The following is a 22,327-nucleotide window of genomic DNA, read 5'->3' as shown; positions in this document are numbered from 1 at the left end:
AAATAAAGAAGCCAAAATTCCATTATTTTGAGATGAAAACCTAAACTGTTTTTAAGGAGGTGTTATATTGATAGAGAGTAGACCTGGGTTTGATAAAATCACATCCTTTGATGAATTTAATAAATACTATTGGTATCGTGATGAACTCTCACAGGTATGCAAGTCATTAGGACTTGAAAATAGAGGTACAAAACAAGAACTCAATGATATTATTGAGCAGTACTTTAAGGGGAATTTGTTTAAAAAATCATCAATAAAAGGGAAAAAGAAACAAGTAGAAGTCCTTACCTTGGACACGCCCTTACTTGAATGTGGATTCTCCTTTAATGCAAACTTTAGAGAATATTTCTCAACTTTAACAGGTGTTTCGCCCTTTAAATTTACTGCTAATATGGCCACTGCTTGGAGAAAAGTAAAAAAAGAAAATGATTTGAGATTTACAATTCAAGATATGCTAAAAGTTTATTATGGAGATTCAGACTATGCCAAGTATGATCATTCGGTTTGTCAATGGAATCAATTTTTAAAGGATTTCTGTGCAGACGAAAATAATCGTAATTACTCGGATAAACTAAAAGTAGCTTCTATTCTTTGGAAAGAAGTTAGAAATTCAAAGAACGAAAAAGTTTATTCCAAACAGCTTCTGAAAGAACATAGCGACAAAATAGAGGAGTATCGTAAATAAGCAACTCTTAGTTTAGTGGGTGGAGCGATAGCCTCTATTTTCTTTAAAAAGTTTATAGAGGAAAGATAGATTAAGCGTGAAGAAAGTTGGTGAGAAAAATGGATATTCTAATGAATGAAAAAAGTTTTGATGCTAAAGCGTTAGAAAAATGGAAAAGAAAACACGTAATTTCAGTTTATAAAAACTTGGGACTTTCTTATGATGGGGAAGCGTCAACGGAACAATTATGTGAAGCGTTAATCGAGAAAAAGGTGGAGCTAGGATATGATGCGATTGTCGCAAAAATTCAGAATCAACTGAAATTAGGCGACATCAGTCTAAAGATTGCGACTACACTATCTGGAAAAAGAAGAAAAAAGGCCATGACTAAAATTTATGCAGAAGGAATTGATGTAGAAACATTAGGCAAGGTGATTGATCACGTTACGTTTCTAAATACACCCGAAAATTTGAAAGTCAATTTGTCCGTTTGTCCAGAACACTACGCCTTAGTGCCCCGAGAAGAGGTACTAGAGGTTATTGAAAAAACAGGGAATGCTCCTTTCCCAATGCAATTCTTTATTCAGTTTAACGAAGAAGAGGGAATTCAAACGCCTCGGGATGAAGAGTATCCGTATCAAATCGTCGGAATTGCAAAACTAAAAGACGGGACCATTATTGGAGGAGTGAGACATCAATTCCGTAATGTAGGACAGGGAATTGAGGCGATCACTTGTGTCGAGTTTCCGGCGTTATGCCCTAATTCTATTGTAAAAGACCACCAAATTCACTTGGCGGTGGAGTGGTCAGAGTGGATTCAATGGGCCATTGACCATCAAGATTTATTGCAAAACAGTTAAAGTGGCTTGGGTTGGAATGAGACTACGAATCTATCCATTAGTTTGTAAGGAGGAATATCATGCTAGGAGCTATTATTGGAGATATTGTAGGTTCAGTTTACGAATGGAACAATATTAAAACAAAAGACTTTCCATTATTTCGTGAGGATTGTTTTTTCACGGATGATACGGTAAATCCGAACCGCTGTGTGTAAGCTTGTTAGTGAAACGGAATTAATCCTCTCACCTTTTCATTTTAAGGTAAGAAGGCTTCAAAGCTCCACTGGAGCTTTGAACTCCCCAAACCTTTTGTGTTCCGCGGACGCGCCACGTTGAGGCGGTAAGTCTATTAGTGAAGAGTAATTAATTTTCAGAAGGCTTCCTGCTTTTTTAATCCTACGGACGAAAAATACGGCAAAACCTTATTTTATACAGTAAATTTTCTAACGTTAGAAAAATAGATTTGATGCATTTAGATAAACAAATTATAAATAGGAGAATCGAATGTTTAATTTTTTTAAAAAGAAAGATCCTAAAAACCTCGAAATCAATTTTCATGACAATTCAATGGTAATGAACGGAACCAGCTTGTCTTTTCCTTTATCTTTGAAAGATATTGAGGCCGTGTTAGGAAAGCCTGATCAGGTTGTCAAAAAAGAAAGTAAATACATAAAGTACGTTTACGACAATGCTGGTATTGTATTTGAACATTCGTCTTCTATCCGGAATCATTTAAAGAAATGCAGGGTCTATATTGATGATGAGCATCTACTTTCTACAATCAGTTTCTACTATGGTGATGTTGTAAAACCTATGTTTGGAGAAGAAGAATTACCCAAGATGCCTTGTCAAGCCGTAGTATCCACTGATGGGAAGCCTCCCTATTTTCTTTATGATAGACACAGAACTGGGGATTTCAATTTTATTTTATGGACCCCTCATGGAACCAATTTTAATGGAAGACCAGATGTAATGAGATATCCACTCACCATTTCTTACTATCCAGAAATCAAGCATGAACGTCAAAAATCAAATCCAAAAGTTGTTCAAGAAAAATATCTTCATTTTGATAATCTGAATTTTAAACTAGCTATTATCCAAGTATTGATGTATGATTTAGATATTTTAAAGCCAGCTTTTGATATTTTTGATTTTTCAGAGGAATTTAGCGAGTTGGATATTGATACAGAAAGTACAGAACTTGTAGAGCCTGCCTTAGAATACTTTAAAAATCTTCAGATTTCACAGAAGTATGCAAGTCTTGTAAAAGAGATTGATATGGATGGCGGTAATGAAATTTTTATGAATCTGATTCCTCAGTGGGATGGTGAGGATAGTACTTTTGATTTGAATGAGGTTAGTTTGGTTGAATTAAAGCAGTTCCCAAATTTAAAACAAGCGACAATCATGTCAAGTAATTTTGAACAAGTTAAGGAAACTTTTGCTAAAGCTGGAGTCGACGTAGAACTAGTGTAAGTTTAACTAAACATTTATAAATTTTTGAAAAAATCTTACTGTTATGACTCGAAAAAAGGATTAAGTAAAATATGAAAAAGTTTAAATGGTGTTTATGGGTAACTGGGGTTCTTGTTATTCTTATGACAGCATCTTCATTGAATGCTTGTAGTTTGGGTGGTGAAACCATTCCCAAAAACAGAACAAGGGAACAGTACGAGTTTGAAAAAACGTTTGATCCTATGTTTAAATTTTTGGAACAAGAGCAGAAGGATTTTAATGGGCTGGAAGCTTATAAAAGCAGCGTCTATATAAAAAATGGTGACGAAGTCAAAAGATGTGAAATCGACCTAGACATTACCAAGGCAGATGGTAAGGGCGACTATAGAATACAAATCGGAGAAAATAAAAAAACGGTTCCCGTTAGTTATTCTAATGGCAAGTTGCATTACGATTCAGCGATAGATCCTTTATTTGATGAAGAAATTCTTAACTTAGTTGTCAAAAGAGATGTTTTTGACTCCTTGAATGTAAAAAGAACGTTAAGAACTGGAACAACAGAGCTTAGTGAAATTATCTACCAGCCAGAAACTCAGTCTGAACTCTTTCAGAAACTGAAAATCAAATATGATCTACCAGAGGAAACTACATGCCAAATCAGGGTAAATTACTCAGATAAAACAAATTATGGGATCACAATACAGTTAACATCGAAAGAGATGTCTGTCAAAATTGGTTTAACTATTATTAAAAAACGGGGCTAACGATTTAGGAATGTTATTGAAAAGAGTTTTTTAACTCTGAGAAGGATTTAAAGGTGACTATGAAGGTAAAATTTAAAGAAACGAATAAAGTATTTTTCAAAATAGTAGAAGTAGAGGGAGAAAAGTATATTCTAGATTTGACGACTGTTAGACCAAAATCCTATTTCTGGGGTTCTCTTCCCGATGAAATTACTGCAAAAATGCAAAAGTTAGATAAAAGAGATATGCGTTTTGAGAGTGTAGCTCCAACTATGAGTAAATCAATTGGGATTGCAATTGGTACAGCAATAGGGGGATCTGGCTATCGGCTTGTGACAAATTTTTTTAGAAACAATGGGATTAGTCATAACCTTCCTTTAAAGATAGGCTTATATGGCCTATTCATTTCCCTAGCTTATCTTGCTTTCTGGTTCATTGCCATAAGAGCTCGTCATAGCGTCCAAAAAAGACTTGAGAATAACGTTACAAATTATAAAATAACCTTTAAACCAGTTGGAAATAAACGTCAATTAAAACATTACAAACTTCTTCCTTTTATCCTTGTTCCGACTCTTGGATGTTTTGTATTTTATCTATATACTGTTAATGGAACAGAGGGAGCCTTACTTGTTATTAATAGTATTCTATTATTGGGATTTTTTACAGTGATTTTAGGCATGTCACCACTCCGAGAAAGTGTCGAAAAGCAAGAGATTATTTTTGATAGAATAGAGAAGTTATAAATTAAGATGAAAGCTGTTTATGATCCTATTTTGCAGGTCACATTGGGCTATTCTATCAGAAAAAATTAGGGAACTGATTAGAGAGCATTTTGTTAGTCAATGACTCATTTAAGGTTCAGAACTTCTCTCGTAATGCCACATTGTAATTTAGAAAAGGAGTAAAAATGAATTATTTAGAAATACGTAAGAAATATGCATTTTATAGAAAAGTCGTGATTGTTTTGGCTGTTCTTCTCATTCTTTTTGTAGCTTGGATGGTGAAAGATAGGACTACTCAAACCCTTTGTATTTTATTCATAAGTGCACTTTTATTTCTTTTCATTGCACTAATCAGAAGAGGGTATGTAAGGAGTGGTACTAAGTTACTGCATATGGACTTAGATTTACCATCTTGGAAGCAATACATTGAATTGAAGAAAGATGCAAAAAGAGCTATTATAAAAATGGATGTGACACTAACATCTGTTGGGTATTCCTATATGATTGGTGATTTCGATGCTGCCATTAAGGAGGCTTCTGAAGCAATGACTGATCAAAAACTGAAGCCGAAATACAGGGATTTCTTTGAGAGTTACCTCGTTCGTTCGACAGTTCTTGCAAACCCTAATCTGACCAGGGACCAGCTTGATCTTATATTAAATAAAATGTCCATATCAGATCCAACTCTAGCTGAGAGAACAAAAAACGTGAGTATCGCACTTTACGATTTAACAATTGCTCATCAAACCAATGATTATTTTGAAGAATTGGAAAACGAATTTAAATATCAACAATTGGAAATCACTTATTATCAAGCTTTGAACTCTAAATTAAAAGGAGATATGACTAGGGCGAATGAGTTGTTTAGAAAACTCGCTCAAGAAGATGAACAGCTCTATATCGTACGGAAGTCTAAAGAATTTTTAAATAGTGAATCTATTAATTAGCGATGAATAAGTACAGAAAAGGATAAAAAGGATTAAGTGTGAAATCAAATAAATTATTGCTAATAAACGGAGTTATTTCTTTAATTGGAGCTTTAACGATTACTTACCTTTCTTCTAAAATGTGGAAATTTGAAATCATTTACTGGGTGATACCTAAGCTTGTTAGACTTTCTAGTTGGGATGGAATCTACTTTTCAACTTGTTTAATATTGCTGTTTTTTGGTTTTGTAGCATTCCTTCTTCATGATGAAGAATCAAAAGTCAATAAGAAGACTTATCAGTTTCTTTTGATTGCATCTATTATTGGTTTTATTCCGATATTAGCTGGATTTTCCAGTGTGTTCGCATTTGTTTCAGCTATTTTGTACTTAATGGATTATATAAAATTGTCGAAAAAGTAAAGTAGTGGATTGTTAACAATAAGTATTTATTCTTGTTTAAGTTGAGGTAAGTGCTTGATACATTAACGTATCTATTCTAGTTAGTGGATTCGATTTTTCAAGCATTTGGATGGCGTTTACATAACTCAAGTGATATAATTAGTTACTAGAATTTTTGTAACTATTAAAGGAGTATTATCAATGAAAAAAGTAATGTTAATTATCAACCCTACCTCTGGTGGGGAAAAGGCTTTGGATTATAAGGTCAAGCTGGAGAATAAAGCCAAAGATTATTTTGAGCATGTGGAAACCAAAATTACCGAAAAAGCGTTAGACGCAACACACTTTGCTGAGGAAGCGTCTCGTGAGCAGTATGATGCAGTGGTTGTGTTTGGAGGGGACGGGACTGTCAATGAAGTCATTTCGGGTATTGCTGAGAGAGACTACATTCCGAAGTTAGGGATTATCCCTGGCGGTACTGGTAACCTCATTACGAAACTATTGGAAATCAATCAAGACATCGATGGCGCGATTGATGAACTCGATTTTAATTTAACCAACAAGATTGATATAGGTAAAGCAAATGATAACTATTTTGGTTATATCTTTAGTATCGGTTCTCTGCCTGAGGCGATTCACAATGTGGAGATTGAGGACAAGACAAAATTCGGTATTTTTGCCTATGCTGTAAATACCATGAAGTCTGTCATGACGGATCAGGTCTTTAATATTAATGTCGAGACAGAAAATGGAAATTATGTTGGTGAAGCGAGCCATGTTTTGGTTCTCTTGACAAATTACTTCGCTGATAAGAAAATCTTTGAAGAAGACAAGGATGGCTATGCCAATATTTTGATTCTAAAAGATGCTTCTATATTCTCTAAATTATCCGTCATTCCTGATTTACTAAAAGGAGATGTTGTCGGCAATGACAATATTGAGTATATCAGAGCGCGTAATATTAAGATCTCTTCAGATAGTGAATTGGAGTCAGATGTTGACGGCGATAAATCGGATTACCTACCTGTAGAAATCAAAGTCCTAGCTCAGCGAGTAGAAGTGTTTTCAAAACCGAAAGAGTAGAAGGTAGAAACAAGTTTGTCATTCACTGTTAAAACTGGTTTCATGTCAAAGAAAGTAGTTTGTCGTAAAATTTGCAATATTTTGTAAAATTAATATATTGGTTAAAATAATTAGATAATGATTTATAGAAAAATCAGGAGAAGTTAGAAGAAAAAATGAAAGACAAAGAAAGTTATAATAAATTTATTCCAAAGTTATACAATGAAGAACTTTTAAAGAATCATTTTAAAGAAACTATGTGTTTTTCTAGGAAGGAATTAAATAATAAGAGTATAATAAATCAAAAGCTCATTAAATTCCCCATAGTTGGTCATGAAGTTTGGGCATTATTTGGTAAAGAAAAAACGGGCGAATGGCGGTGTTTACAAGTTGGACAAAGTAAAAATAAAGTAAAGGCTGAAATTGAATCATTAATTGAATTTATGTCTTATGATTATAATCAATTAGTTGAGAGTATTAAAGATGGTGTAAGAAATAGAGATAGTACTTTTTATAGTAATATCTATCAATCTTCTAAAGAAGAAAAGAATAAATTTTTATACAGTCATATAGCAAGCCAATACGATGAATTTCAACTTGGTCTACTAGATATAGATAAATATCTTGGCATTAAAAACTTAAAATTTGAAAATAAACATATTAGTAATATAATGAAAATTGCAAAACCATTATATGCAGAGGCTAAACTTGCATTTGAAACAAAATCTATATACTGGACTATGTTTAATTCTGGAGTTGATGGACAAGCAATTATGATTTTCTTAGGAGATAACAAAGATTGATTAAATGTCTTCTTTTCTATCTTCAAATATATACTACTATCTTGAGTCTATATGAAATTGGAATTCAAAATTACTAATTGAATTTGAATAGATTGTACCATACTTGTAAACTTTATATCCTTCCAATCAATAGTAGTAATTCAAAGTCTTTTTTAAGGCTTTTTGTATACTTAAAAAGATAGTTCTTTTAAAAATGGACCATTCTTGCAAATAGTTTACAAAAATAGTATACTGGAATTATTATCATTGAAAACGTTTTCGTGAAAATAGATTAAAAATTTGGGAGACAAATACAATGGAATTAACAGCCATTTACCATAGACCGGAGTCGGAGTATGCGTATCTTTATAAAGATAAGACAATGCACATTCGTATCCGGACTAAGAAAGATGATATTGAAAGCATCCATTTGCATTATGGAGATACTTTTATCTTTTTAGAGGACCATTATGAAGCAAGCAAGGCGATGATCAAAGTGACTTCCGATGCCTTGTTTGATTACTGGCAAGTGGAAGTTACGGTTGGCTATGCACGACTCCAGTATCTCTTTGAACTCAAGGATAAGCAAGGTCAGGAGGTCTTATATGGCGATAAGGGATGTGTTGAAAATACGCTAGAAAACCTTCATTATGAAGGAAATGGCTTTAAAATTCCGTATATCCATGAGATTGATGCTTGCCACGTTCCTGACTGGGTAGCAGAGACGGTATGGTATCAGATTTTCCCAGAACGTTTTGCTAATGGGAACCCTGAGATTTCTCCAGAAGGGGCTCTGGCTTGGGATTCGTCAATCAAACCAAAAACGAGTGATTTCTTTGGTGGTGATTTACAAGGTATTATTGACCATCTAGATTACTTGCAAGACTTAGGGATTACAGGTCTTTATCTCTGTCCGATTTTTGAATCTCCAAGCAATCACAAGTATAATACGACGGATTATTTCGAAATTGACCATCATTTTGGAGACAAGGGAACTTTCCGTAAACTGGTGGAGGAGGCTCATCAGAGAGGGATGAAAATCATGCTGGACGCTGTTTTCAATCATATCGGGGACCAGTCTCCACAATGGCAGGATGTTCTCAAGCATGGTGAAAAGTCGGAATATAAAGACTGGTTCCATGTTCAAGAATTCCCCGTGACCAAGGATAAGCTGGGAAACCCAAGAAAACTCCCTTACCATACCTTTGCCTTTGCCAGCTATATGCCCAAGCTAAATACGGCCAATCCTCAAGTGAGGGACTATTTGTTGAGCGTTGCGACCTACTGGATTGAAGAGTTTGATATTGATGCTTGGCGACTGGATGTGGCAAATGAAGTAGACCATCAATTTTGGAGAGATTTCCGTAAGGCTGTCTTGGCTAAAAAGCCTGACCTTTATATTCTTGGAGAGGTCTGGCACACTTCCCAACCCTGGCTAAACGGAGATGAATTCCACGCAGTCATGAATTATCCTCTCTCTGAAAGTATCAAGGATTATTTCTTGCGAGGGGTTAAGAAGTCACCTCAATTTATCAATGAAATCAATAGCCAATCTATGTACTATAGACAACAGATTTCGGAAGTGATGTTCAATCTTCTGGATTCGCACGATACGGAGCGCATTTTGGCTACTGCCAAGGGAGATGCCCAACTGGTTAAGTCTGCCCTCGCCTGCCTCTTTTTACAAAGGGGGACACCGTGTTTCTACTATGGAACTGAGTTGGAGTTAGGTGGAGGGCCAGACCCAGATTGTCGTCGTGTCATGCCTTGGGAACGTGTTTCATACAGTAATGACATGCTTCATTTCATGAAGAAATTGATTCAGCTTCGAAAGGATGCTTCAGGCATTATTCAACATGGAACTTATAGACTGCAAGAAATCAAGCCGGATGTGCTTTCTATAGAATGGAATAATGATGGACAAAAAATCCAAGCTGTTTTTAACCAATCAACTGAAAATTATCTTGTAGATAGTGATGTTGTAGCTCTAGCAAGTCATTGCCAAGTATTGGAGCAGCAACTGGTGATATTGCCTAAAGGTTTTGTGATTCAATAAAAAATAGGATTAAAAAGGCTGTAATGAATGGGTGATTCGTGCAGTCTTTTTTTGACTTATGTAGTATAATAAAGCTAAGTCAACGATTACTAGCTGAATGATTAGTGAATGGTGTTTAAAATGAAAAAGAGACTTGTAGTCTAGAAGGAGAATTGCATGAAACGAACGAGAAAAGTAGTAGCCTTGGGACTGTGTTTGCCCTTATTTCTTGGCTTGGCTGCTTGTCACCAAAATAATACGAGCACTGAAGCTGCAAACCAGACACAGACCAGTTCGGATAAAGTTCCTTGGACGGCTTCATATACCAATCTGAACAATCAGGTCAGTATCGAAGAGGTCAAATCTCTCTTATCAGCTCACTTGGACCCAAATAGTGTTGAGGCATTTTTCAATCTTGTCACAGACTATAATGCGACTGTCGGCTCTACTGGCTTAAGTGGAAATTTTGCCTCCTTTACGAAGACAGAATACGACGTAGAGAAAATCAGCAACCTCTGGAATCAAAAAAAGGGTGACTTTGTCGGGACCAACTGCCGTATTAATAGCTATGCGCTCTTGAAAAATTCGGTCACAATTCCAAAACTTGAAAAGAATGATCAGCTGCTTTTTGTGGATAACGACGCTATCGATAAGGGAAAAGTATTTGATTCGAAAGATAAGGAAGAGTTTGATATTCTATTTTCTAGGGTGGAGACGGAACCAACGACGGATGTAAAAGTTCACGCGCAGAAGATGGAGAAATTCTTCTCCCAGTTTCAATTCAATGACAAAGCTCGAATGTTGTCTGTTGTGTTGCATGATAATTTAGATGGAGAGTATCTTTTTGTCGGGCACGTTGGTGTTTTAGTGCCAGCTGATGAGGGTTTCTTATTTGTAGAGAAACTGACTTTTGAAGAGCCTTATCAAGCTATTAAGTTTGCGAGCAAGGAAGATTGTTACAAGTATCTATCCACCAAATATGCGGATTATACAGGTGATGGACTGGCTAAGCCTTTCATTATGGATAATGAAAAGTGGGTTGAAGGTTATTAAGACAGGCAAAGGAGAAGCAATATGGAGACTGTAATAGCGCTTTTAGTTCTCATTCTTATCGGATTCTGGGCTGTAAACATTCTCAAGCCTCGTAAGTCAAATAAAAAAGAACGATTTTTAGGCTATATGCAGCGCTATGATATAGATGGTGAGGGTTATCAGTCAGAAGTCTGGGAAGTGACAGAAGATGAGAATGAGAAATAAGGAGGAGTGTCCAAAAACAGTAGATTTCTTGCCTTTTCAAGAAAGAGAACTAGTAACATTAGTGCTATCCTAAGGAACTTATAGGAGGAAACATTATGGGAATGATTGCTAATTATCAATATCTATCTGACAATGAATTAGGCCAAATAAAGCGGTATTCTTGTCAGGAAGAGGATTTACTTGACTTAGTAGAGGATTATCCTGAGGGAAATGATACGTTGATAGATATTGATAAAATGTGGGATGCCTTACTCTTTGTTATGACAGGTTTTAGTAGTTCAGAATTTATGGATGACGACCCCTTGAAAGAAGCTGTCTTGGGAGTAACTCCTTTAGAAAATGTATCAGAGTATGTAGCTTATACTGAACACTCAAAGATAGCTGAGATTGTTCAAGCTTTAGAGAATTTTGACATGGATAGGGCTCTAGCTGATTTTAGCATGGAAGCATGTAAGAAGGCCGATTTGTATCCCGATATTTGGGATTATCTTGATGAAGAGGAAGAAATCAAGGATGATATTCGAACCTGTTTTGTAAAAATGAAAAACTTTTATAAGAAAATCTTAACTCTCAAAGGAAATGTCTTAGTGACTATTTGTTAACTACTTTTACCAACTGTTAGTCAGGTGCGTGATGAATGTACATTTAGAAAATCGAACACCTGATGACTTGTCTGGTGGAGGAAATATTCCACAGTGTAGTCGGATGGGATAGATAGAAATTGGTTATAGAATTTGTAAGCATAATAGATTTTAAACGTTAAGATGGAGGATTGAAAAGATGGGAAAAATTGAATGGGACAAGATAACGACTCGCTTAGATGCCTTGCTGGTCATTGATGAGTATCGAACAGATCCAAACAAGACCTGGCTTCGATTGATCGTTAAGACTGAGGAAAGCTATGGGATCCGTTACCTTATCAACAACGGTTCTGGTGATTCTCTAGATGTGATTTTGACTGATAAAATGATCCTTATAAAGGGCTTTGATCATGAAAGTAGTTTGAGTCAATTTGCTGCGGATGAGTGGAATCAAGACATCATAGACGGATTTTATAAAGGGCTGGATGAAAAGTATCAAAACCTATACTCAGAAGAGCAAAAAGATGAAACAACTTTCTTTATCTGGTATGACGGTCAAGAGCATCAAAATACCTACCAAGAGCAGGACGGTGGCGAATGGTTGTTATCCTATTTCTTTGACAGTTTTGAGAAATTTCATGAGTTTGTAGAGTACTATTATTCAATTACCGTAGATGAGGACTTACTTAGAAAACTTTACAAACAAGGACAGCTTTCAGAAGTAGAATTGGAGCAGTTGATTCTTACTTCCTAGCTGGAAATATGTATAAAATCTGATGAAAAGAATTGATTTTCAATATCAAGTCATACTTTAAGATTATTAAAATATCTAATGGTTGTAGTTTCTTTTTTCTTACTTCTTTGACGTTTTAAAGCGATTTCTTTTTGTCATTGAATAATATTCCACGAACAAAAAACAAAATTATTTAAAAAAGTTTCACAAAATGCTTTACAAGCTCTTATAAACATGATATAGTTATAAGGCTTAGAAAATGAGAAGATGTTTTCTAGCAAATATAAACCCGAGTAAAAAATGCCTACGGACAGGCAGGGTTGAATGCCGAAGCGTGGTTGAAAAGCCACATTATTGATAGGGTTAAAAGCCTACTTTTATAAGTTGATGTTAGGACGCTTGTCCTAATTCATAAATTTTTAGTGTGGTGAAAGCACACGTCATCTTGTGAAACGATCAATAAAGTACGTAATATTTGCTACTAGAGAGTTAGGAAACATCGGGAACAGACATACTCAACAGAAACCAAAATAAACACGTCAGAAGATTGCAGAGCAGGTGAAAACCTGCTCTTTTTTCATAAGTCAACCTTTAGTCGCCTTTATCTTTTTGAGGTGCTAAAAATACGGTAAAGGAGTATGTCTTGAAGAAGTTAGATCAAAACCAAGCCCCAATTTACGAGGCCTTGGTCAAGCTACGCAAGAAAAGAATTGTCCCCTTTGATGTGCCAGGTCACAAGCGTGGACGGGGAAATCCTGAACTTGTCGAACTGTTAGGAGAAAAATGTGTTGGCATTGATGTCAATTCTATGAAACCCTTGGATAATCTTGGTCATCCCATTTCGATTATTCGGGATGCGGAGGAATTAGCTGCGGATGCTTTTGGTGCAGCCCATGCCTTTCTCATGATTGGGGGAACAACTTCATCTGTTCAAACCATGATTCTTTCCACCTGCAAGGCGGGAGATAAGATTATTCTTCCACGAAATGTCCACAAATCTGCTATCAATGCGTTGGTTCTATGTGGTGCCATTCCCATCTATATCGAGATGAGTGTAGATCCCAAAATCGGCATCGCATTAGGACTTGAAAATGACCGTGTTGCCCAGGCAATTAAGGAGCATCCAGATGCTAAAGCTATCCTAATCAACAATCCTACTTACTATGGGATTTGTTCGGATCTGAGAGGATTAACAGAGATGGCTCACGAAGTGGGCATGCTAGTTTTAGTGGATGAAGCTCATGGTGCGCATTTGCATTTTACAGATAAACTTCCAATTTCTGCTATGGATGCAGGTGCTGATATGGCGGCGGTCTCTATGCATAAGTCTGGTGGGAGTCTGACCCAAAGCTCCATTTTACTTATCGGGGAGCAGATGAATCTTGAATACGTTCGTCAGATTATCAACCTGACCCAGTCTACATCAGCATCTTACCTGCTGATGGCAAGTCTCGATGTTTCTCGTAGAAACCTAGCCCTTCGTGGTAAAGAGTCCTTTGAGAAAGTTATTGAGTTATCTGAGTATGCTCGTCGTGAAATCAATGCCATCGGTGGCTACTACGCCTACTCAAAAGAGTTAATAGACGGTGTCTCGGTTTGTGATTTTGACGTGACTAAGTTATCAGTCTACACTCAGGGGATTGGTTTAACAGGGATTGAAGTTTATGATCTCTTACGGGATGAATATGACATTCAGATCGAGTTTGGTGATATTGGCAATATCTTAGCTTATATTTCCATTGGCGACCGCATCCAAGACATCGAGCGCTTAGTCGGTGCTTTGGCTGATATTAAGAGACTCTATTCTCGAGATGGGAAGGACTTGATTGCTGGAGAATATATCCAGCCCGAGTTGGTGCTGTCTCCACAAGAAGCCTTCTATTCAGAAAGAAAAAGTTTAACCTTGGATGATTCTGTTGGACAAGTCTGTGGGGAATTTGTCATGTGCTATCCTCCAGGGATACCAATCCTAGCACCAGGTGAACGGATTACACGAGAGATTGTGGATTATATACAATTCGCCAAGGAACGTGGTTGCTCCCTCCAAGGGACGGAAGATCCAGAAGTCAATCACATCAACATCATTGAGAGAAAGGAGAACTAGATGGATTTATGGTTTTCTGAAGTTCATACTCCAGATGTGAAACTGTCCCTGAGAACAGCCAAGCAACTCTATGCTGGAAAAAGTGAGTGGCAGGATATTGAGGTATTAGATACACCAGCTTTTGGAAAGATATTGATCTTAAATGGCCATGTCTTGTTTTCAGATGCAGATGATTTTGTTTACAATGAAATGACCGTCCACGTACCCATGGCTGTCCATCCAAATCCAAAGAAAGTATTGGTTATTGGGGGTGGTGACGGGGGTGTTGCCCAAGTATTAACACTCTATCCTGAACTGGAACAAATCGATATTGTGGAACCGGATGAGATGTTGGTTGAAATCTGTCGTGAGTATTTCCCAGACTTTGCTGCAGGGCTAGATGATCCTCGTGTTACCATTTACTACCAAAATGGGCTTCGTTTTTTACGAAACTGTGAGGATGATTACGATATCATTATCAACGATGCGACAGATCCATTTGGGCATACGGAAGGGCTTTTTACCAAGGAATTTTACGGGAACAGCTACAGAGCTTTGAAAGAGGATGGTATCATGATTTACCAGCATGGGAGTCCGTTTTTTGACGAGGATGAGTCAGCTTGCCGAAGCATGCACCGCAAGGTCAATCAAGCCTTTCCAATCAGCCGGGTCTATCAGGCCCATATCCCAACCAGTCCAGCGGGCTATTGGTTGTTTGGATTTGCATCGAAAAAATACCACCCTGTCAAAGATTTTGACAAGGAAGGCTGGAAAAAACGCCAGCTTTTCACAGAATACTATACTGCAAACTTACATGTGGGAGCCTTTATGTTGCCTAAGTATGTTGAGGATATTTTAGAAGAAGAGGAAGGGAAAAAATGAGTCGTTTATTAGTTATCGGATGTGGGGGCGTTGCCCAAGTTGCTATTTCAAAGATTTGCCAAGATAGCGAAACATTTACAGAGATTATGATTGCTAGTCGTACTAAGTCAAAATGTGATGACTTGAAAGCTAAATTAGAAGGCACAACAAGTACAAAGATTGAGACAGCTGCTCTTGATGCTGACAAGGTTCAAGAAGTGATTGCCTTGATTGAAAGCTACAAACCAGAAGCTGTTTTGAATGTAGCACTCCCATATCAAGACTTGACTATTATGGACGCTTGTTTAGCAACAGGAGTCCACTATATTGACACAGCCAACTACGAAGCTGAGGACACAGAAGACCCTGAATGGCGTGCGATTTATGAAAAACGCTGCAAGGAGCTTGGTTTTACAGCTTACTTTGACTACTCATGGCAATGGGCTTATCAGGAAAAATTTAAAGAAGCAGGCTTGACAGCTCTTCTTGGATCTGGTTTTGACCCAGGTGTGACCAGCGTCTTTTCTGCTTACGCACTTAAACACTATTTTGATGAAATCCACTATATCGACATTTTAGACTGTAATGGTGGTGACCACGGTTATCCATTTGCAACAAACTTTAACCCAGAAATCAATCTCCGCGAGGTTTCTGCGCCAGGTTCTTACTGGGAAGATGGAAAATGGGTCGAAGTTGAAGCTATGTCTATCAAACGTGAGTATGATTTCCCACAAGTTGGACAGAAAGACATGTATCTCCTTCACCATGAAGAAATCGAATCACTGGCAAAAAATATTCCAGGCGTTAAACGGATTCGTTTCTTTATGACTTTTGGTCAATCCTATCTAACGCATATGAAATGCTTGGAAAACGTTGGTCTCCTTCGTACGGATGCTATTAACTTCAACGGACAAGAAATAGTGCCAATCCAATTCTTAAAAGCCTTGCTTCCAGACCCTGCAAGCCTTGGCCCACGCACTGTTGGAAAAACCAATATCGGTTGTATCTTTACAGGTGTCAAAGACGGAGTTGAAAAGACCATCTACATCTACAATGTTTGCGACCATCAGGAATGTTACGCTGAGGTTGGCTCCCAAGCTATTTCTTACACGACTGGAGTTCCAGCTATGATTGGAACAAAATTAGTTATGAACGGTACTTGGAAACAACCTGGAGTTTACAACCTTGAAGAGTTGGATCCAGATCCATTTATGGAAGCTTTGAATGAGTACGGCTTGCCTTGGGTTGTGGTTGAAAACCCTCAAATGGTGGACTAATGAAGTTAGAACAAGTACCCACACCAGCTTATGTCATTGACTTGGCCAAGTTAGAAGCCAACTGCCGTATTTTACAATATGTTCAGGAAGAAGCGGGCTGCAAGGTTTTACTGGCCCAGAAGGCTTATTCTCTCTACAAAACCTACCCCATGATTAGCCAGTATCTATCTGGTACAACTGCAAGTGGTCTCTATGAGGCCAAGTTAGCTAGAGAAGAGTTCCCGGGAGAAGTCCATGTATTTGCACCTGCTTTCAAGGATGCAGACTTGGAGGAATTGCTGGAGATAACGGATCATATCGTCTTCAACTCAGAGAGACAGTTGCGCAAACACGGTCCTCGTTGCCGAGAGGCTGGTATTAGTGTCGGTTTGCGCCTCAACCCACAGTGTTCAACTCAAGGAGATCACGCGCTCTATGACCCTTGTGCTCCGGGATCTCGGTTTGGAGTTACTCTTGATAAGATACCGAGTGATTTGCTGGACTTAGTAGATGGTCTTCATTTTCACACCCTTTGCGAGCAGGGGGCGGATGATTTAGAGACAACTTTGAAAGCAGTCGAAGCGCAGTTTGGACCCTATTTGTATCAAGTTAAATGGCTCAATATGGGTGGTGGACACCACATCACCAGAGAAGACTACGATGTGGATTTGCTGATTTCTGAAATCAAGCGTATCCGAGATACTTACAATCTTGAAGTCTATATCGAACCAGGTGAAGCTATTGCGCTCAATGCGGGTTATCTAGCCACTGAAGTATTGGATATTGTCGAAAACGGTATGGAGATCTTGGTTTTAGATGCCTCTGCAACCTGCCATATGCCTGATGTACTTGAGATGCCCTATCGTCCACCTTTGAGAAATGGATTTGAACCGCAGGAAAAAGCCCATACCTATAGACTTTCTTCCAATACCTGCCTGACGGGTGATGTGATTGGAGATTATAGTTTTGAAAATCCAATCCAAATTGGTGATAGACTTTATTTTGAAGACATGGCTATTTACTCATTTGTCAAAAATAATACCTTTAACGGTATTGGCTTGCCAAGTCTCTATCTCATGGACGAGCAAGGTGACTGCAGCTTAGTCAAAACCTTCGGCTATCAAGACTTTAAAGGGAGATTATCATGATAGAAACTCCGAAAAAAGCAGGCTATCGTATGCCAGCAGAGTACGAACCCCATCATGGCACCCTCATGATCTGGCCAACTCGACCAGGTTCATGGCCCTTCCAAGGAAAGGCTGCAAAAAGAGCATTTACTCAGATTATCAAGACTATAGCAGAAGGGGAAAGAGTCTATCTTTTGGTGGAGCAGGACCATCTATCTGAAGCCCAATCCTATCTTGGAGAAAAGGTTGTTTATTTAGATATTCCTACTAATGATGCCTGGGCGCGTGATACGGGGCCGACTATTCTCATCAATGATAAAAAAGAAAAGTTGGCAGTAGATTGGTCTTTTAATGCCTGGGGTGGTGCTGTCGATGGTCTTTATCAAGATTATGAAGAGGATGACCAAGTAGCCAGTCGTTTTGCAGAAGTTTTAGAGATACCTGTTTATGATGCCAAACCTTTTGTACTGGAAGGCGGCGCGATCCATAGCGATGGTCAAGGAACCATTCTTGTGACTGAAAGTTGTCTTCTAAGTCCTGGACGCAATCCCCACCTGTCTAAAGAGGAAATCGAAAACACCTTATTGGAGAGCCTTGGCGCTGAAAAAGTTATTTGGCTACCTTATGGTATTTATCAGGACGAAACCAATGAACACGTTGACAATGTTGCAGCCTTCGTTGGTCCTGCAGAACTTGTCTTGGCTTGGACAGATGATCAAAACGATCCTCAGTATGCCATGTCTGCAGCTGACCTTGCCCTTTTAGAGAAGGAAACGGATGCAAAAGGTCGTCCCTTCACTATTCATAAACTGCCAATCCCAGCGCTTCATCAAGTTGTAACCGAAAAGGATTTGCCGGGCTATAGTTATGAAGAAGGGGAAGAAGAGCGTTATGCAGGTGAGCGTCTGGCAGCTTCCTATGTCAATTTCTATATTGCTAACAAGTCTGTCTTGGTTCCCCAGTTTGAGGATGTAAACGACCAAGTGGCCCTAGATATCCTCAGCAAGTGTTTTCCAGACCGTAAGGTCGTAGGAATACCAGCAAGAGATATTCTATTAGGTGGTGGCAATATCCACTGTATCACTCAACAAATCCCAGAATAGGAGAAAAAGATGAGAAATGTAAAAGTTGCAGCGATCCAGATGCAATGCGCTAAGGATGTGGCAACAAATATCCAAACAGCGGAACGTTTAGTTCGACAAGCTGCAGACCAAGGCGCACAAATCATCCTCTTGCCAGAGCTGTTTGAACGTCCGTATTTTTGCCAGGAACGTCAGTATGACTACTACCAGTATGCCCAGTCGGTGACAGAAAATACAGCCATTCAGCATTTTAAAGTGATTGCTAAGGAACTACAGGTTGTTCTACCCATTAGTTTCTACGAAAAAGATGGAAATGTCTTGTATAACTCAATCGCCGTCATTGATGCAGATGGAGAGGTGCTGGGCGTTTATCGGAAGACCCACATACCAGATGATCATTATTATCAAGAAAAGTTCTATTTCACGCCTGGCAACACTGGTTTCAAGGTCTGGGATACTCGCTACGCTAAAATTGGGATCGGTATCTGTTGGGATCAATGGTTCCCTGAAACAGCGCGCTGTCTTGCATTGAATGGGGCAGAATTGCTCTTTTATCCTACAGCTATAGGTTCAGAGCCTATCTTAGATACGGATAGTTGTGGTCACTGGCAACGTACCATGCAAGGGCACGCAGCAGCAAATATTGTCCCAGTTATTGCAGCCAATCGCTATGGCTTGGAAGAAGTCACTCCTAGTGAGGAAAATGGTGGACAGAGTTCCAGTCTTGACTTCTACGGTTCCTCCTTTATGACGGATGAAACAGGAGCTATTCTAGAGAGAGCTGAAAGACAAGGTGAAGCTGTTCTATTAGCCTCTTATGATCTTGATAAGGGAGCAAGTGAACGCCTCAACTGGGGACTATTTCGTGATAGAAGACCAGAAATGTACCAACGAATTACAGACTAGAAGGTAACTTTCATAATAAATTTTTGATATTCACGCCTGTCTTACAAAAATGTAAGATAGGCTTTTTAAATGTAAGATGGGTGTACGATTATACGTGGAAATGTATGCTATACTCTATGTAGATCAAAAAGAAAGAGGTTTATTATGAAAAAATGGAATGCAACGCAGTTGAAGTATCTGATGGCGGCAGTAATGGTTCTAGACCATATCCCTCATATCACCGGAATCGTTTCTCCACTGTGGGAAGGTATCTTTCACGCCTTGACCCGTTGTGTGGGAGTTTGGTTTGCCTATATGGCTATGGAAGGATTTATCTATACTCGAAATTTGAAAAACTACCTCATCCGCCTTTGGTCTTGGGCGCTTATCATGTTTGCTGGAAATAGCCTACTCAATGCCCTATTTGCATCCAAAGGGGTAATGGTCAATAATAATATTTTCTTTACTTTGGCCATTGGTGTCACCATGCTTTGGATTGGTTTTCCTCGAAAAGAGTTGGATCAAAAAGAGAAGTTGTGGCGTCGGATTGGGGTTGCTGGTACCTTGATTTTCGGTTGTCTTTTTACTGAGGGTGGTATCACCATGCTACCATTTCTCTTGATTAGTTACTCTTGTCGGAATCGCAAGGGATTGCGAAATCTCCTCTACGCGTTTTTGTGGGCCTTCCTATTAGTGACTTCTATCCATACCTATGATACTTGGTACCAAACCTTGGAAATGCTGCTTTACAATTCTGACTGGCTCTTTATCACTGTCTTTCCTTTTATGGCCTTGTATAATGGACAGCGAGGAAAGGAAACTAGCTGGAATAAATATTTCTTTTATATTTTCTACCCAGCTCATCTATGGATTATAACCCTGATTGCTTATTGGGTTAAATAGCTAAAAAAGCAAATAGCAGTAATTTCTGTCTATTTGCTTTTCTTTTTATAAAATATACTTCTCAATCGCACGCGCAACGCCGTCTTCTTCGTTGCTGGCTGTAACGTCATTGGCTAAGGATTTGACATGGTCGCTGGCATTTCCCATTGCAATGCCCAGTCCTGCAAACTGGAGCATTTCGATATCGTTATTGGCATCGCCCATGGCCATAATTTCTGAGGGCTCGATCTTCAAAATCGCTGCTAGTCGAGAAAGAGCAGTAGCCTTGGTCGTTCCAAGTGGCATGGCTTCATAAATGACAGGCTGCGAACGAACACCGCTAAATCGTTGGCAGAGCTCCTCAGCAAACCGCTGCTCAAAATCGTCTGTTTGTTCTTCGTTGCCCAAAAACATGCCTTGGAACATACGATACTTGCCACTAGTCGCTTCTTCAAGAGAAATTTCAGTCAGGTCTGAAAAGACTAGCTTGGCATCATTTTGAACGATTTGATTAGGCTTGCCACCGAGTACAAAATAATGTTCCTCATCAAAAAGGGTCAACTGGACGTCGCTTTTTTCTGCTAGGTCATAGAGGTATTCGATGTCAGCTGGACTGAGTTCTTGCCAGTCAACTAGCCCCCAGTCACTGGTCTGGTGGGTTGAACAACCGTTATTGACGATGACATACTCATTCTGAAGGTCCAGTCCCAGTTTTTTGTAGTAAGGAAGGACACCGAAAAGCGGGCGACCTGTACAGAGAACCAGTTTGACACCTTTTTCAATGGCTTGGTGAATGGCAGTAATGTGGGCTTGTGGAATTTCCTTGGCTTCATTAAGGAGGGTTCCGTCCATATCCAAGGCTAGTAGTTTAATCATAAGACTTCCTTTTCTAGGTGTTTTGCTTTTATTATAGCATATAGACTATAAAATGTCTGACAGAATTGTAAAATTCAAGCTTCCTTTTCTTGAAAAACAAAATAAATTCTTATATAATATGTATACTTAATATTCAAGGAGAAATAATGTCAAAGTATCACTTTAATTCAATTTACAAAAATGATGAAACAGAATCTACAGGTCTTCTTTTCATCAAAGTCTACAACAAGTGGGAAAGCAATTTAAAAAGAGTCTTGAAATCAGTTGGTCTCACTTTGCCTCAATTTATCGTTTTAACCTCGCTCTTGTTTTTGTCTAATAGAGAGGAATATGTAACGCAAGTTGATATTGCTCGGTTCACCGGTATGGATGTCATGACGGTTTCCCAGATTGTTAGGCTACTGGAGAAGAAGGACTACATTAGACGTGATCAACATCCAAAGGATAGTCGGGCAAAACTGGTCTCAGTGACGAAGTCTGGAGCGGAGAAGGTCAATCAAGCTTTACCTTTAGTAGAAGGTGTTGATGAAGAATTTTTTGAAAAACTATCTAACGATAGAGAAGTTTTTAATCGTTTGTTGGTAGAGTTGGAGGATAAAAATGCCTAGATATTGGGTCGGAGTTGTTTCGAAGAACCATGTTTTAAGAGGAGTTGAAGGAAATTTTTGTCAGGTCTGTCATGGAAAGAGCGGACCCTTAAATCGTATGAAAAAAGGTGACTATCTTTTATACTATAGTCCAAAATACGATATGAATGGTCAAGATAAGTTACAGGCTTTTGTGGCTGTAGGTAAAATTATAGATGACAAGGCTTATCAAGTAGAGCAGTTTGAAGGATTCTTTCCCTTTAGACGAAATGTTGAGTATTATCAGCCAGTCAAAGATTGTTCCATAGAAATAGCCAGACAGCATCCTGAATGGAGAGACTATACTTCTCGACTTCGTTATGGGCATTTTGAAGTTTCCAAAGACTTTTTCCTCCATATCTTTCAGCATATGAAAGTGGATGATGAGATATGATTGATTTGCAAATTAAATGATTGTCAACTAGAATTTTGGATTTGGACTGTGAAAC

At 38.3% G+C, this 22,327-nt stretch carries 25 protein-coding genes; 24 read left to right on the top strand and 1 reads right to left on the bottom strand.

Features of this window, described 5'->3' with window-relative positions; genetic code table 11:
* Positions 1-67 precede the first annotated feature (67 nt).
* The 22 genes from O3655_RS01495 (at position 68) to O3655_RS01390 (ending at position 20,397) form a co-directional block, all read left to right on the top strand.
* Complete coding sequence (locus O3655_RS01495) at positions 68-685, top strand: SAP domain-containing protein (RefSeq protein ID WP_371641123.1); 618 nt, start codon at positions 68-70, stop codon at positions 683-685.
* A gap of 98 nt (positions 686-783) precedes the next feature.
* On the top strand, positions 784-1,524 hold the full coding sequence (locus tag O3655_RS01490) for a hypothetical protein (RefSeq protein ID WP_308697037.1): 741 nt from the start codon (positions 784-786) through the stop codon (positions 1,522-1,524).
* A 59-nt stretch (positions 1,525-1,583) separates the two neighbouring features.
* Positions 1,584-1,718 (top strand): ADP-ribosylglycohydrolase, encoded by a 135-nt coding sequence (locus O3655_RS01485; RefSeq protein ID WP_080702748.1) that lies wholly within the window; start codon positions 1,584-1,586, stop codon positions 1,716-1,718.
* 289 nt (positions 1,719-2,007) lie between these two features.
* A complete protein-coding gene (locus tag O3655_RS01480; protein ID WP_000481649.1) occupies positions 2,008-2,979 on the top strand; it encodes a hypothetical protein in 972 nt (323 codons plus the stop codon).
* A gap of 71 nt (positions 2,980-3,050) precedes the next feature.
* Positions 3,051-3,722 carry a hypothetical protein gene (locus O3655_RS01475; protein ID WP_000713811.1) on the top strand — a complete coding sequence of 224 codons (672 nt, stop codon included), beginning with the start codon at positions 3,051-3,053 and terminating at the stop codon, positions 3,720-3,722.
* Between the two features lie 59 nt (positions 3,723-3,781).
* Complete coding sequence (locus tag O3655_RS01470; protein WP_000865033.1) at positions 3,782-4,444, top strand: DUF443 family protein; 663 nt, start codon at positions 3,782-3,784, stop codon at positions 4,442-4,444.
* A 164-nt stretch (positions 4,445-4,608) separates the two neighbouring features.
* Positions 4,609-5,370, top strand: a complete 762-nt coding sequence (locus tag O3655_RS01465) for a hypothetical protein (RefSeq protein WP_308697036.1) — start codon at positions 4,609-4,611, stop codon at positions 5,368-5,370.
* 38 nt (positions 5,371-5,408) lie between these two features.
* Entirely contained in the window at positions 5,409-5,771 is a 363-nt protein-coding gene (locus O3655_RS01460) for a hypothetical protein (RefSeq protein WP_000841303.1), read from the top strand.
* A 180-nt stretch (positions 5,772-5,951) separates the two neighbouring features.
* On the top strand, positions 5,952-6,833 hold the full coding sequence (locus tag O3655_RS01455) for a diacylglycerol kinase family protein (RefSeq protein WP_065371770.1): 882 nt from the start codon (positions 5,952-5,954) through the stop codon (positions 6,831-6,833).
* A gap of 155 nt (positions 6,834-6,988) precedes the next feature.
* Positions 6,989-7,615: a hypothetical protein gene (locus O3655_RS01450; protein WP_308697035.1), complete on the top strand. Its 627-nt coding sequence runs from the start codon at positions 6,989-6,991 to the stop codon at positions 7,613-7,615.
* 295 nt (positions 7,616-7,910) lie between these two features.
* On the top strand, positions 7,911-9,650 hold the full coding sequence (locus tag O3655_RS01445; RefSeq protein ID WP_308697034.1) for a glycoside hydrolase family 13 protein: 1,740 nt from the start codon (positions 7,911-7,913) through the stop codon (positions 9,648-9,650).
* Positions 9,651-9,806: 156 nt separating this feature from the next.
* A complete protein-coding gene (locus O3655_RS01440; RefSeq protein WP_308697033.1) occupies positions 9,807-10,682 on the top strand; it encodes a DUF4300 family protein in 876 nt (291 codons plus the stop codon).
* Positions 10,683-10,703: 21 nt separating this feature from the next.
* Positions 10,704-10,886 (top strand): hypothetical protein, encoded by a 183-nt coding sequence (locus O3655_RS01435; RefSeq protein ID WP_042902285.1) that lies wholly within the window; start codon positions 10,704-10,706, stop codon positions 10,884-10,886.
* A 95-nt stretch (positions 10,887-10,981) separates the two neighbouring features.
* A complete protein-coding gene (locus O3655_RS01430; protein ID WP_308697032.1) occupies positions 10,982-11,488 on the top strand; it encodes a YfbM family protein in 507 nt (168 codons plus the stop codon).
* 178 nt (positions 11,489-11,666) lie between these two features.
* The gene (locus O3655_RS01425; protein WP_308697031.1) at positions 11,667-12,221 is read left to right on the top strand and encodes a hypothetical protein; all 555 of its coding nucleotides are present in this window, start codon (positions 11,667-11,669) and stop codon (positions 12,219-12,221) included.
* 622 nt (positions 12,222-12,843) lie between these two features.
* Entirely contained in the window at positions 12,844-14,304 is a 1,461-nt protein-coding gene (locus O3655_RS01420) for an aminotransferase class I/II-fold pyridoxal phosphate-dependent enzyme (RefSeq protein ID WP_049500914.1), read from the top strand.
* Positions 14,305-15,165, top strand: coding sequence for a polyamine aminopropyltransferase (gene speE, locus O3655_RS01415; protein ID WP_371641121.1), 861 nt, complete (start codon positions 14,305-14,307; stop codon positions 15,163-15,165).
* Positions 15,162-16,421 carry a saccharopine dehydrogenase family protein gene (locus O3655_RS01410; protein WP_049478257.1) on the top strand — a complete coding sequence of 420 codons (1,260 nt, stop codon included), beginning with the start codon at positions 15,162-15,164 and terminating at the stop codon, positions 16,419-16,421. The genes speE and O3655_RS01410 overlap by 4 nt, the downstream gene beginning before the upstream one ends.
* Positions 16,421-17,548 carry a carboxynorspermidine decarboxylase gene (gene nspC, locus O3655_RS01405; protein WP_308697030.1) on the top strand — a complete coding sequence of 376 codons (1,128 nt, stop codon included), beginning with the start codon at positions 16,421-16,423 and terminating at the stop codon, positions 17,546-17,548. Before O3655_RS01410 ends, nspC begins: the two co-directional genes overlap by 1 nt.
* Positions 17,545-18,630: an agmatine deiminase gene (gene aguA, locus O3655_RS01400; RefSeq protein WP_000573464.1), complete on the top strand. Its 1,086-nt coding sequence runs from the start codon at positions 17,545-17,547 to the stop codon at positions 18,628-18,630. Before nspC ends, aguA begins: the two co-directional genes overlap by 4 nt.
* 9 nt (positions 18,631-18,639) lie before the next feature.
* Entirely contained in the window at positions 18,640-19,515 is an 876-nt protein-coding gene (gene aguB, locus O3655_RS01395; protein ID WP_001246711.1) for an N-carbamoylputrescine amidase, read from the top strand.
* 144 nt (positions 19,516-19,659) lie between these two features.
* Positions 19,660-20,397: a TraX family protein gene (locus O3655_RS01390; protein WP_247924129.1), complete on the top strand. Its 738-nt coding sequence runs from the start codon at positions 19,660-19,662 to the stop codon at positions 20,395-20,397.
* Between the two features lie 45 nt (positions 20,398-20,442).
* On the opposite strand, the gene O3655_RS01385 is transcribed toward O3655_RS01390, so the two are convergent.
* Positions 20,443-21,252 (bottom strand): Cof-type HAD-IIB family hydrolase, encoded by an 810-nt coding sequence (locus O3655_RS01385; protein ID WP_125413643.1) that lies wholly within the window; start codon positions 21,250-21,252, stop codon positions 20,443-20,445.
* 146 nt (positions 21,253-21,398) lie between these two features.
* Here O3655_RS01385 and O3655_RS01380 point away from each other — a divergent pair, with 146 nt between their 5' ends.
* Together O3655_RS01380 and O3655_RS01375 are read left to right on the top strand one after the other, a co-directional pair.
* Entirely contained in the window at positions 21,399-21,860 is a 462-nt protein-coding gene (locus O3655_RS01380) for a MarR family winged helix-turn-helix transcriptional regulator (protein WP_084881260.1), read from the top strand.
* Positions 21,853-22,272, top strand: coding sequence for an EVE domain-containing protein (locus O3655_RS01375; protein ID WP_084921872.1), 420 nt, complete (start codon positions 21,853-21,855; stop codon positions 22,270-22,272). Before O3655_RS01380 ends, O3655_RS01375 begins: the two co-directional genes overlap by 8 nt.
* Positions 22,273-22,327 lie beyond the last annotated feature (55 nt).

This window comes from Streptococcus sp. 27098_8_70, from assembly GCF_041432215.1.
Lineage (GTDB): Bacteria > Bacillota > Bacilli > Lactobacillales > Streptococcaceae > Streptococcus > Streptococcus oralis_CP.
Note: the sequence above shows the minus strand (reverse complement) of the source record. Positions and strands in the feature narration are given on the sequence as shown.